This is a genomic window from Herbaspirillum sp. CAH-3 (assembly GCF_009668275.1).
Taxonomy (GTDB): Bacteria; Pseudomonadota; Gammaproteobacteria; order Burkholderiales; family Burkholderiaceae_D; genus Herbaspirillum; species Herbaspirillum aquaticum.
This window is the reverse complement of record NZ_VSWE01000002.1, coordinates 163,893-176,366: the sequence shown is the minus strand read 5'-3', so window position 1 is coordinate 176,366 and position 12,474 is coordinate 163,893. Positions and strand designations below refer to the sequence as shown.

General features: G+C 64.5%; 12 protein-coding genes. 2 read left to right on the top strand and 10 right to left on the bottom strand.

The window, feature by feature from the left end:
* Positions 1-213: 213 nt before the first annotated feature.
* Positions 214-846, top strand: coding sequence for a response regulator transcription factor (locus FYB76_RS03545; protein ID WP_034337633.1), 633 nt, complete (start codon positions 214-216; stop codon positions 844-846).
* 86 nt (positions 847-932) lie between these two features.
* On the opposite strand, the gene FYB76_RS03540 is transcribed toward FYB76_RS03545, so the two are convergent.
* Positions 933-2,480, bottom strand: coding sequence for a methyl-accepting chemotaxis protein (locus tag FYB76_RS03540; RefSeq protein WP_088757090.1), 1,548 nt, complete (start codon positions 2,478-2,480; stop codon positions 933-935).
* Positions 2,481-2,912: 432 nt separating this feature from the next.
* On the opposite strand from FYB76_RS03540, the gene FYB76_RS03535 reads away from it, so the two are divergent.
* Entirely contained in the window at positions 2,913-3,518 is a 606-nt protein-coding gene (locus tag FYB76_RS03535; RefSeq protein ID WP_154132716.1) for an NTP transferase domain-containing protein, read from the top strand.
* Positions 3,519-3,568: 50 nt separating this feature from the next.
* Here FYB76_RS03535 and FYB76_RS03530 read toward each other — a convergent pair whose 3' ends face one another.
* The 9 genes from FYB76_RS03530 to FYB76_RS03490 all read right to left on the bottom strand — a co-directional run bounded on the left by FYB76_RS03530 (position 3,569) and on the right by FYB76_RS03490 (position 12,447).
* Entirely contained in the window at positions 3,569-4,354 is a 786-nt protein-coding gene (locus FYB76_RS03530) for a molybdopterin-dependent oxidoreductase (RefSeq protein ID WP_088757088.1), read from the bottom strand.
* Positions 4,351-4,965 (bottom strand): cytochrome b/b6 domain-containing protein, encoded by a 615-nt coding sequence (locus tag FYB76_RS03525; RefSeq protein WP_154132715.1) that lies wholly within the window; start codon positions 4,963-4,965, stop codon positions 4,351-4,353. The genes FYB76_RS03530 and FYB76_RS03525 overlap by 4 nt, the downstream gene beginning before the upstream one ends.
* A 12-nt stretch (positions 4,966-4,977) precedes the next feature.
* The gene (locus tag FYB76_RS03520) at positions 4,978-5,604 is read right to left on the bottom strand and encodes a DUF5666 domain-containing protein (protein ID WP_370516295.1); all 627 of its coding nucleotides are present in this window, start codon (positions 5,602-5,604) and stop codon (positions 4,978-4,980) included.
* Between the two features lie 256 nt (positions 5,605-5,860).
* Complete coding sequence (locus FYB76_RS03515; RefSeq protein WP_154132713.1) at positions 5,861-6,274, bottom strand: hypothetical protein; 414 nt, start codon at positions 6,272-6,274, stop codon at positions 5,861-5,863.
* 193 nt (positions 6,275-6,467) lie between these two features.
* A complete protein-coding gene (locus FYB76_RS03510) occupies positions 6,468-8,018 on the bottom strand; it encodes a dynamin family protein (protein WP_154132712.1) in 1,551 nt (516 codons plus the stop codon).
* Positions 8,015-9,286 (bottom strand): GTPase, encoded by a 1,272-nt coding sequence (locus tag FYB76_RS03505; RefSeq protein ID WP_154132711.1) that lies wholly within the window; start codon positions 9,284-9,286, stop codon positions 8,015-8,017. The genes FYB76_RS03510 and FYB76_RS03505 overlap by 4 nt, the downstream gene beginning before the upstream one ends.
* A 17-nt stretch (positions 9,287-9,303) precedes the next feature.
* Positions 9,304-10,473 (bottom strand): benzoate/H(+) symporter BenE family transporter, encoded by a 1,170-nt coding sequence (locus FYB76_RS03500; RefSeq protein WP_154132710.1) that lies wholly within the window; start codon positions 10,471-10,473, stop codon positions 9,304-9,306.
* A gap of 99 nt (positions 10,474-10,572) precedes the next feature.
* Positions 10,573-11,940, bottom strand: coding sequence for an MFS transporter (locus tag FYB76_RS03495; protein ID WP_088757081.1), 1,368 nt, complete (start codon positions 11,938-11,940; stop codon positions 10,573-10,575).
* Positions 11,941-12,036: 96 nt separating this feature from the next.
* Entirely contained in the window at positions 12,037-12,447 is a 411-nt protein-coding gene (locus FYB76_RS03490; protein WP_088757080.1) for a RidA family protein, read from the bottom strand.
* Positions 12,448-12,474: the final 27 nt, after the last annotated feature.

Here is a 12,474-nt window from a genome sequence, read left to right as displayed (position 1 = left end):
GGGATTGCGGCAGACGATCTAGGTAAAAATACCTAGACCATCGTCCGGATGGGGGTGTTACAGTGTCGCTGATCCCAAGAATTTCAGGCCTGCTTTTTGCATAAGTCAAAGCATGACGTGTTGATTTGTGCCGACCAGTCCATCAAGAAATCGAGAGGGTCGGAAATAGCGCCGGTGCAAGCCGGCACCATTTTGACGAGACGAGGAGTGCAGATGGAAACCAACCCGCCGGTGGTCTACATCGTCGATGATGATGAAGCCGTTCGGACTTCGCTGGCCTGGCTGCTGAGCTCGGTCAATATCCGGACCGAATGCTTCGATGGCCCCGAGGCCTTCTTGAAGGCCTATGACGCCAACAGCCTGTCCTGCCTGATCCTGGACGTGCGCATGCCTGAAATCAGCGGCTTCCAGCTGCAGGATCGCTTGAAGGAAATCGGCGCCGACATCCCCGTGATCTTCGTCTCGGGCCATGGCGACATTCCCATGTCGGTGCGCGCCCTGCACAATGGCGCGGTCGACTTCCTGGAAAAACCCTACAACTCGCAACAGATGCTGGAGCGCATCCAGATGACGCTCAAGAACGTGGCCGGCAACATGCAGGCCCGCGAGCGCCGCCAGCAGCTCAAGGCGCGCCTCAAGACCCTCACCGCACGCGAACGCGAAATCCTGGAGAAGGTCATCATGGGCCAGTCCAGCAAGCTCATCGCACGCGACCTCAACATCAGCGTCAAGACGGTGGACGTGCATCGCGCCAGCGTCAAGGACAAGCTGGGCTGCCAGAGCACGGCCACGCTGGTGCGCGACGTGCTGATGGATTTCGGGCCGGAATTTCTCAAGGCGGCCTGATTCTTTCTGATCGTTCCTGAGCCTGCATGAAAAGGGCTGCAGCATGCTGCGGCCCCCTCCGATATTTCCCGCTGCGCCCGATCGGCCTACGCTGCCTGCAAGGCGAAGAAGGCCACGGCGCGCTTCAATTGCGCCGCCTGGTCTTCCAGCGACTTCGCTGCTGCAGCCGCCTGCTCCACCAATGCCGCATTCTGCTGGGTGACCCCGTCCATCTGCCCCACGGCCTGGTTGACCTGGTGGATGCCTTCGGCCTGCTCGCGGCTGGCCGTGCTGATGTCGCCTACCAGCGCATGCGCGCCCTGCACGCTGCCCACCACTTCCTGCATGGTCTTGCCGGCCCGTTCCACCAGTGCGCTGCCGGCATCGACCTTGGACACCGAATCATCGATCAACTGCTTGATCTCCTTGGCGGCCGAGGCCGAGCGCTGCGCCAGGGCGCGCACTTCGGAAGCCACCACCGCGAAGCCACGGCCCTGCTCGCCCGCACGCGCTGCTTCCACGGCCGCGTTGAGTGCGAGGATGTTGGTCTGGAAGGCGATGCCATCGATCACGCCGATGATGTCGACGATCTTGCGCGAAGAGGCATTGATGTTGCCCATGGTGTCGATGAGCTCCTGCATCACCTGGCCACCCTGCCCCGCGATGGAAGCGGCCGACTTGACCAGGTCATTGGCCTGGTGGGCGTTCTCGGAATTGGTGCGCACGCTGGAGGTAAGCTGCTCGATGGAGGCAGCCGTCTCTTCGAGCGCACCGGCCTGCTCTTCAGTGCGGGCCGAAAGGTCGAGGTTGCCATTGGCGATCTCACCGGAGGCCACTGCAATGCTGTCGGCCCCCAGGCGCACGGTGGAAACCACGCCATGCAGGCGTTCGCTCATGCCCTGCAGCGAGGCCACCAGCTGGCCCAGTTCATCCTGGCCCATGGGCTGGGCACGCGAGGTCAGGTCGCCGGCGGCCACGCGCTGCGAAATGGCCAGCGCCGCGTGCACCGGGCGGGTGATGCTGCGCGTGAGCAGCAGCGCGAAGGCAATGCCGCAGGCGAGGATCACGGCTTCCAGTGCGAAGATCTGCCACTGGCTGCTGGCCGCATCGCTCTGGATGTCGGCAGAGATCTCATCGATGCGCGCCCGTTCGAAATCCAGCAAGGAGCGCATCGCTCCCTGGGTATTGTTGGCGATGCCCACGTATTGCTGCTGGTAGAGTTGGTCCACCTTGGCGGCATCACCCTCCTTCTTGGCGGCATAGATCTGGTCGCGGATGGCAAGGAACTGCTTGCGCGCCGCGTTGATGGCCGCGAAGAGCTTCTTCTCTTCCTCGCTGGTGAGCAGTTGCTCGACGTCCTTCAGGGTCTGCGCGGACTCCTTGCTGGAGGCAGCGGCTTCCTTGGCCAGGAAGGCTTCCAGTTCGGGATCGCGGCTCTTGACCACGGTAGTGGTGCGCTGGATGGCGATGAGCAGCAGCGTGTTCCATTGCGAGACCAGGCGTTCGGTCTTCAGCGGCACGTCCATCATCTGCTGCGTCTGCTGCGCCACCGTCTTGAGGCGCCAGATGCCCACCGCCGCCACCACCATGGAAAACACCAGCACCACGGCGAATCCCGCCCCCAGGCGCGAGCCGATACGTATGTTCTTGATCATTTGCTTCTTCCCATCCCACCATGTTGTGTATGGCCCCCGCGAAGACGGACTTTCCCCAGCCGTCCGGTGTGCCCCCTGATGCCCACAGCAAGACCAATGCCAGCCCTTGCCGTTCGGTAACGCCGCCCTGCCATGCGCTCGATTCTAGGAGCGCACCGCCACGGCGACCATATCAAAATCAAGAAACATGGTATGCCGTTACGGCAACGCAATCCGCAAACCCTTGCCGGACAAGGATAGACCAAAATAGCCTGGCGGAAACATTATGCAATGTAAAACATTAAATGTTGTGGTGCGGATGCGATGGCGGACCGGGCCGGGTGGCTTCTGGCAGCGGTGGCCTCCGTGGTTGCGCACGGCCGTGGACGCGCAGCGGGCCAAACTTGGGCACAATGCGCCTTTGCCTTCCCGTTTCCGGAGCCTTGCCGCACCATGCCGACGCCCTCCTCCCCCATCGCCCTGCTGCTGGCCGCCGGCCGTGGCAGCCGCTTTGGCGACCATGAAGAAAAGCTCTTGCAGCCCTTCGTCCATCACGATGGCCGCCCCGGCATGGTAGCCACTGCCACTGCTGCCGTCTTGCTGGAAGTCATGCCGGTACTGGCGGTGGTGCACGCGGAAGGTCCCTTGGCCGCGGCCCTGCGCCAGCTGGGCTGCACGGTCTGCCTGACGGCACCCGGGGCAACGCGTGAGATGAGCGCCTCCTTGCGCTGCGCTCTGCAGCAGAGCGCCGAGGCGCCGGCATGGCTGGTGGCCCTGGCTGACATGCCGCGCGTGCAACCGGACACCGTGCGGCGCTTGCGCGATGCGCTGGCGGCGGGGGCGTCGATGGTGGTGCCGGTGATGCAGGGACGGCGCGGCAACCCGGCCGGCTTTGCGCATGCGCATCTGCCTGCGCTGATGTCACTGCAGGGAGATCGCGGCGCGCGGGCTTTGCTGGAGAGCCCGGCGCTGGTGGAGATTGCGGTGGAGGATGCGGGGATTTTTACGGATGTCGATACGCCGGACGATCTGGCACGACTCCGGCAGAACCAGGGCTGAACTGCCGCCCGGTTCGCGCCGTCCGGATTGCGTCTTGGGGAATCCGCGCCTCAGATCCCGCTGAACCAGTTGTAGCCCTGGTCTTCCCAATAGCCGCCCGGGTTCTGGTTGCTCACGAAGATGGCCACCACATGCTTGGGATTCTTGAAGCCCAGCTTGGTCGGTACCCGTACCTTCAGGGGATAGCCGTATTGCGTGGGCAGGGCTTCCTTGCCGAAGTCCAGTGCCAGGATGGTCTGCGGGTGCAGCGCCGTGGGCATGTCCAGGCTGGAGTAATACCGGTCCGCGCATTTGAAGCCCACGTATTTCGCCGTGAGATCGGCCCCGACCGCCTGCAGGAACAAGCTCAGCGGTACCCCCGACCACTGGCCGATGGCGCTCCATCCTTCGATGCAGATATGGCGCGTGATCTGCGCCGCCTGCGGCAGTGCGCGCAGGCGCTCCAGGGTCCAGCTGCGCTTGTCGCTGACCAGTCCCGAGACCTCCAGCTTCCAGTCGCTGCCATCGATGTCGGGCGCATTGAATTCGTCATAGAAGGCGTTGAAGGGAAACGGATTGGTGATCTGGCTGGCCGCATAGGTCGGCGCCAGCTTCTGGCCCCGGAACAGCAGTGCCTGTACCCGGTCATTCCAGCGCGACATGGCCCACAGGACCTTGTCCACGCTGTCGTTGTCCTGCAGGTCGCAGCCCGAGAGCATGGACAGCGCGCCCACCGAGAGCGCCGAGCGCAGCATCAGGCGGCGCTGCACGTTCAGCAGGGCCGGGCGATGGTCGGCCAGCAGGATCTTGCCGGTCTTCTTCGCCGGGGTGGTCTTCTTGTCGTCCTTGTCTTTCATGATGCATTGGCCTTGTGGTCAGCCCCGCCGGTGAACATGGGAATGAGGGTCTTGGGAACGATGGCCACCAGCGCCAGGTGCACCACCACGAAGGCAGCAATTCCCGCCATGGCGGCGAAGTGCACCTTGCGCGCAAAGTCGAAGCCGCCGAAGAGATCGGCCAGCCAGTCCAGCTGCACCGGCTTCCACAGCGCCAGCCCCGACAGCACCACCAGGATGCCCAGCAGGATCACCGCCCAGTACAGCAGCTTCTGCACGGCGTTGTACACGCCGGGCTGGTGCGGCAGGCGAAAGCGCATGGCCTGCACCGCATCGCTCACCACATCGGCTGCGCGCAGTGGCAGCAGGTGGCGGCGGAAGTGGCCGCTCAAGCTGCCATAGAGCAGGTAGAACAGGCCATTGGCCACCAGCAGCCACATTGCCGCGAAGTGCCAGGCAATGGAGCCGCCCAGCCAGCCTCCCAGGGTCATCCAGGGAGCGAACTTGAAGCCGAAGATGGGCGAGGCGTTGTAGATGCCCCAGCCACTGCTGATCATGCAGGCGATGGCCACGGCGTTGAGCCAGTGGGCAATGCGCACGGCCAGCGGATGAAGAACGGGTGAACGGGGCATCGCGGCACCTGCTTACATCGGCGGGGTGATGCCGTTCTTGCCGGCGCTCACGCTGTTGGCCGTCAGGCTGCCATCGGCGTTCTTGCGGGCGCGCACCACCACCTTGACGCCAGCGGCCAGCAGCGAGCGGTCACCGGATTCAATGTTGACCACGGGCACATCCTCGGGCACCACGATCTTCTTCTCGCCGCCCTTGTATTTCAGGGTGAGGGTACGGCCCTGGCTGGCCACCACGTCACCCACGGTGCCATTGGTCATGGTGCTGTTGGGTGCCAGGTCGAAGGGACGATGGCCGTCACCGGTACCGGCCATGGCAGGCGGGAAGACGTGCACTTCCAGTGCTTTCTGGGAGCCGTCCGGTTGCGGGATGCCGGCCGCGCCGATGTAGCTGCCGGGCTTGATGTCGTTGATGTCGGCAATCGAGATGGCGGCCACGCGGGTGTCCTTGTCCAGCATCACGTTCTGCTCGGCGCCCTTGTTGGTCTTGACCACCAGTTGATCCTTGTTGACCGAGACGATGGCACCACGGATGCCGACCTGCTGCGGCGCCTGCGCCATGGCCGGGGCAGCGAGCAACTGGGTGGCCAGCAGCGCCGGAACCAGCGCAAGACGGAAAACGCGAGGAATGAATATGTTCATCATGGGAATGTGCACCTGAAAGACGTCATTGAAGGGGGAGATTGATTTTAGGCAAAGGAAAACGTCATTCGAATGACGGTTGAATGACAAAAATGTCATTCTTCTCGCGCGCTGGAAGACCGCGCACAAGCGCCCATAGCCCGCACTGCAAGGCGGGCTATGGATGAGGTTGGGAGGGGGCTGGGGCGACGGCCCACAAATGGGCCGACAAACGAAGGGCGAACGGCCTGTGACTGGCCGATCAATGCGCCGGGACTCAGTTGTCCTGATGCGCCCAGTTCAAGCTCAGCGAGACGGGCTTCTCACCCACGCTGACCTTGCTGGTCTTCTTGACGCCGTTGTAGACGGCAGTGATCTCGTAGTCGCCCTTGGGCAGCTTGAGGTTGGTCATGGGGCCGGCGTTGGGCAGGCTGAAGACGCTCTTGCCGTGATGATCGGTCACGTCCAGTTTGACGTTGCTGACGTAGGCACCGTCCTTGGCTTCCGAGAACAGCAGGCGCAGGTTGTAGTCCTTGGCCGATTCGCGCAGCTTGGCCTGTTCGCCGGCGCCGATGCCGCCGTTCATGTAGGCGACCGAACCCTGCATGTCCTGGGCGTAGGTCAGGGGCGCGGCCATGCCGGCCAGGCCGAAGACGATGGCGCTGATGGCGGTGATCTTGTTGATGTCCATGATGGCTCCTTGTCGTGGTTCAGGATGAAAGCGCTGCCGTCGGGGCCGCTCCACTGCTGAGCTGGCCGCCGATGCAGATACTGTAGGTCTGCAGAATTAAGGGATCCTTAACACGACAAAAGATTCCGGGGGTGGAAAAATGCAGGCGCTCTTGCCCGCCCGCAAACTGCCCGGCCCCACCCCGAGCACCGCGTCAGCGCTGTGCCATGTCCTCCGGGACCGGTCGCAACTGTTCTTCAATGCTTGCCAGTTGCTGCGCATGCTCCTCGATGATGTCCTTCTGCACGGACACCGCATCAGACAGTCCCGCCAAGCGGGCAGTACAGTGCCCGGCCACTTCATCGGCCAGTTGCTCCAAGGCCGCCAGTACACTTTGACTCAGCGCTTCGTACAGTTTTTCATAGGATGGCGGCAAGTCGTCGGCAACGCGTTCATAGCCGCTGCCCGCCGGCAGGACCAGCGCCACCGGTGCCGGCGCCGCCAGCACATGGCTGTCCAGCACGGCGCGTGCGTGGCGGTCGAAGGCGTGCAGCAACTGTGGCTGCAAGCGAGCCAGCACGGCATCCACCTCACCGCTGGCGGCATGCTGCTCCAGCAAGGCCGGCACACCGGGCATCACTTCGCGCCAGGCCAGTTGCACGATGCGGGCGCGCTGGGCGGGCAGCGCTGCCTGTTCGCCCTCCAGTAACTGCTGCAAGCCCTTCAGCGCCGGCAAGGTCTGTCCCAGCAGGGGCGCCAGTACATCCTCCTGCAGATGATGCAGCAGCACTTCGGCCGGCTTGCGATCGCGATAGGCCAGGGCCGGTGCCAGCAGGGTGGAGAGCGCGGCATACAGGCGTTCGAAACCGGCGCCGCGCATCGCTTCGGCATCCGCACCGGCGGTACGGGCCACATAGGCGGAGATGGAGACGGGGGCCTTGAGCTGATGCAATGCCACGCCCAGCGCCTGCAGTTTGTCGGCAGCACGCGCGCGGACATCGGCTTCCTGGTCGGCGCGGTTGGCATCGGATTTGTTGCGCAGGCATTTGACGATCTGGCCGTCCACCTCATCCTCATCGATCACGTCGCTGCGCGTGAGCACCGGCAGCAGCGGCTTGCCACGGCGCAGTTCGCGCGCCAGTTCATCGAGCTCCTGCACCTGTCCCGGCGAAGTCGAACTGGTCAGCCACAGCACCGCATCGGCACTGTCCAGGAAACGCTGCGTGAGGGCGGCATTTTCGCCGGTGGCCGAATGCAGGCCGGGGGTGTCCAGCAGCACCAGCCCGTCACCCAGGCAGACGCCCTGCAGGCGCGCCGTGGTTTCGGTAGCGCCCTCATGGAAAGCCTCTTCACTCTCCACCAACTGACCGCCTTGCAGGTGGAAATACTGCACCGCCTGCTGGCGCTGGCGGAAACGCTGCGCGAGAAAGTTGCATAGCGAGCTTTTGCCGGCATTGAACTTGCCGAACACCAGCAGCATGAGCTTGCCCTCGAAACGCTGGGCCAGCGCGCGCGCAGGGGCAAGGGCAATCCACTGCTGCTCGCGGCGCCGGGCCTGGTGGATCCGGTCTTCGTGCAGGGCGGCGATGCGGCGCGCCAGGGGGCTGGCCGATTGCAGGCCACCAGCCGGCAGCGGCGCATCGTCGAAGGCCTGTCCCAAGGCTGCAAGCCACGTACGCAGTGCGGCCAGCACCGGCTGCAGGTCGGCCTCGCCCTGGCCGGTGCGGCCGATGGAATCGATGAAATGCTGTTCTTCGCGGCTCATGCGCCCTCTCCTTCGCGCAGCCGCGCCAGCGCCTGCCGGGCGCGGGCATGCGCGTGCAGCTCGGCCTGGGTGATGGCGATCTGCTGCTGCAGGGCCTGGCGGTCCTCCGACAATTCGTAGTAATGCAGGAAGGATTGCTTCAGCTGCGCCTGCCCTGCGGGCTCACAGAAACGGCGGCGCAGGTCGGCGCGGTATTTGATGGAGATGCCCAGCACGGCCACCATCACCGTATCGAGACTGGCCACCGAGGTCTGCTGGCTGGCCGGCAGGCCCTCCACACCATGCTGGATCAGGTGTGCGCGAATGGCGATGCAGGCGCGCGAATAGGCAACATGGATGCGCGCCCGCTCGCGCTTGCCGGCGGTGAGCTTGAATTCGTCGGCGGCGGTATCGGGCACCAGGGCAGGATCGTCCCCTTGAAATTCCACGACCGGCAGCAGGTCCTGATGCACTTTTTCCAGCACGGCCTGCAATCCCTGTTCGAAATCCTGGCGCTGCTGCTGCTGGCGCTGGCGCAGCGCCAGCAGAGCGCTTTCCAACGCGGCCTGCTGCTGCTCTACCTGTCGGGCGATCTCGGTGAAGAGCAAGCTGCGTTCATGTTGGCGCGCGCCCGGCACCTGCTCGACCACCTCCCGCAGCAGGGCCTGCAGCGCCGGGATGCCGCTACGTTGCAGCAGCAGGGACTTGCCGCCCTCCACACCACTGCGATGCCGCGTCGATGACACCGGATGCAGCGCGAGTCCCGGCATCTGCGCAACGATGGCGGCGCTGACCTTGGCCAGCTGCTCTTCGTCGCTCATCTGGTCCACCTGCGTGAGCACGAACAGCGTCTGCCGCCGCGTGCGCTGCTGATCCTCGCGCAGGGCCTGCAGCAGGTGGCGTTCGGCCGCATCCAGTTCGCCCTCTTTGGCCGCATGCACGAACAGGCGCACATCGGCTTGCAGCCAGGTGGCTTCCTGAGCGTGACTGTCATCCTGCAGGGCGACGTCGGCGTCCAGTCCCGGGGCATCCAGCCAGCGCAGTTCGGCGTGATGGTGCTCGGAGAGCGTGACCGTCTCGCGCCGGTCGGCCACCGCGAACACGTCGCGCCCCATGAGTTCGTTGAGCAGGCGGCTCTTGCCGTGGTTGTACTTGCCGACCACCGTCACGGTCGGCGCGGCCTTGGCTTGGGCCAGCACGCGCAGGCGCGCCAGGTCATGCGCGCGGCCCGGCACCACGGCCAGGACTTCGCGCGCGAGCGGATCAAAGGAATCATGCTGCGGGTTCATTGGGAGTCTCCATGTTTTCATTTTTCCCGGGCGGGACGGCCGATGAGCCAGTGTGCGGCCATGCCGATGACCACGCCCCAGAAGGCCGCGCCCAGTCCGAACAGGGTCATGCCGGACGCGGTAGCGAGGAAGGTGATGACGGCGGGCTCGGCGTGGATGCCGTCCTCGCTCATCAGGCGGATGTTGGACACGATGGCGCCGATCAGTGCCAGCCCGGCCAGGGCCGCGATCAGTTCCTTGGGAAAGGCGGCAAACAGCGTCACGATGGAGGCCGCAAAGGTGCCGCCGATGAGATAGAAGACGCCATTGGCAATACCGGCGATGTAGCGCCGGCCCGGTTCCGGATGCGCATCCTTGCCGGTACAGAGCGCGGCCGTGATGGCGGCCAGTACGATGGTGATGCCGCCGAAGCAGGCCGTCACCAGCGAGGCCAGCCCGGTGCCGGTGACCACGGCGCGCGTGGGCGGATGGTAGCCTGCCAGTTGCAGCACCGCCATGCCCGGCAGGAACTGGCCGGTCAGGCTCACCAGCACCAGCGGCACGGTCAGGCTGAAGAACATGCCGATGCTGAAGTGCGGAGCGATGAAGACCGGCTGCGCCAATTCCAGATGCAGGGCCGCCAGTTCGGTGCGGCCACTGGCGAAGGCCACCGCAAATCCGGTCAGTGCCACCACCACGATGCCGTAGCGCGGCCACCAGCGGCGTCCTGCGAGATAAGCCGCCAGCATGGCAAACACCATCAGCGGCGCCCCCACGCTGGAGCGAAAGGCCTGAACCCCGAACTGGAACAGGATGCCGGCCATCATGCCGGCGGCAATACCCTTGGGAATGAAGGCGAGAATCTTTTCAAAGCCGCCGGTCACGCCGATGGCGATCAGGATGACCGCCGCCATCAGGTAGGCCCCCACCACTTCCGGCATGCCCACCCCGGGAAAGAGGCTCAACAGCAGCGCCGTGCCCGGTGCAGACCAGGCCGTGATGATGGGCATCCTGAACCACCAGCTCAGCAGCAGCCCACTCACGCCCGCGCCCATCGAAATGCCCCACACCCAGGACACCAGTTGCGCTTGCGGTACCTGGCCGGCATGGGCCGCCTGCACGAAGATCACCAGCGGACCGGCATAGGAAATCAGGACTGCCAGGAAACCCGCCACCCACGCGGTGAGCGAGCCTTGTCGTTGAACCATCGAAGCTTCCTTGCGAAATGCAACTGCACGAACGCACAAAAGGTCCGGCACCCGTGGAACGCTTCCCCAGGTGCCGGACCGGCTTGACCGACTACGATCTTAAACGCTGCGCGAGATCGGTGCGGCCGTCACGGTCGGTGCGGCCTCTGCCGTCACGGCACGCTGGCCATGGCGATAGCGCAGCAGGAAGATGCCGATGGCCAGTGCGGCGACCAGTCCCGGCACGGCGAACACCAGGAAATTCATCTTCAGCGGCAGGGCTGCCGCCATCAGTGCACCGCCCAGCAAGGGGCCGACGATGGCGCCCGAGCGGCCCACCCCGGAAGCCCAGCCGAGGCCGGTGGAGCGGATCGCCAGCGGATAGAACTGGGCGGTGTTGGCATACAGCAGGATCTGCGTACCGATGGTCGTGGCACCGGCCACGATGATGAGCAGGTACAGCACCGGGGTCGGGCTGTTGAAGCCCAGCAGTGCGATGGCCACCGTGCCGACCGCGAAGAAGCTCACCACCACCTTGGGCAAGGTGAAGCGGTCACCCAGCCAGCCGCCGCCGATGGCACCCACAACGCCACCGAAGTTGAGCGCCAGCAGGAACGAGAGCGACGACCCCAGGCTGTACCCGGCGCTGGCCATCAGCTTGGGCAGCCACGAGCCCAGCGCATAGACCATCAGCAGGCAGCAGAAGAAGGCGACCCAGATCATCAGCGTACCGAGGGTGCGCTCCTGCTTGAACAATTCCAGCATCGGCGCGCCGGAACCCTTGGCGTCGCTCTGCACCAGCTGCACATCGGCACCCAGGGCCGCCTGCGGCGCGACCTGCGCCAGCATGGCACGGGCCTGCTCCTGCTTGCCTGCACGCAGCAGGAAACCGACCGATTCAGGCAGCTTCCACAGGATCACCGGCAGCAGCACCAGCGGCACGGCGGCAGCGAAGAACATCGATTGCCAGCCGAAGTTGGGCAGCATCCAGATGCCCAGGCCTGCGCACAGCACGCCGCCCAGCGAATAGCCGCTGAACATGATGGCCACCAGGGTGCTGCGCAGGCGCTTGGGCGCGTATTCATTCATCAGCGCCACGGCATTGGGCATGAGGCCGCCGCAACCGAGGCCGGCCATGAAGCGATAGATGCCGAACTCGCTGGGCGAAGTGGCAAAACCGCTCAGGAAAGTGGAGACGCTGAAGAGCACGAAGCTGATCGCCACGCCCTTCTTGCGACCGATGCGGTCGGCCAGGGGGCCGAAGACAAAGGCACCGAACATCATGCCGAAGAGCGCATAGCTGCCCAGCGCACCGGCCTGCACCGGCGACAGGGACCACTCCTTCATCAGCACCGGCAGCACGGCGCCGTAGATGAACAGGTCATAGCCGTCGAACACCAGCAGCAATGCGCACAGGCACATCACCATCCAATGGAATTTCGTGAAACGTGCGCCATCGATGATCTGGCTCACTTCCTGGGTCTTCATGGGTCTCCTCCGTTGTCGTTTGTCTTGCGGGATTGGCGTTGTTATGTGTTCTTGTGTTTGTTGCGCCCAGCGTTTTTCTTGCGGTGATCCTGCGGGTCAGGCCGGTCCCTTCTTGCGCAGATGCGCCACCGCCTTGATCTCGATGATGTAGCCAGGCCCGCCGCCCAGCATGTGGGCGCCGGTAGCGGTCCAGGCTGGCAGCGGGTAGCTTGTCAGGTACTGGTTGCGCACCTTGATGAACAAGGGCAGGTCGCGCATGTCGGTATGGAAGGTGGACAGATCGACGATGTCCTCCAGCGTGCCGCCGGCCTTCTCCAGCACCCGCTTGAGGTTTTCGAAGGCCTGCACGATCTGGGCTTCGCGCGGCTCGACCAGCTGCATGTCGGGACCACGGCCAATCTGGCCGGAGACGTATAGAACATCGCCGACCAATACGCCGGGTGCATAACCGATTTTTTCGTAGACGTCTTCCATTCCCTCGGGAATGATGGCCTGGCGTTCAGACATGGTGTCTCCGTTCAATGAATGGGATCA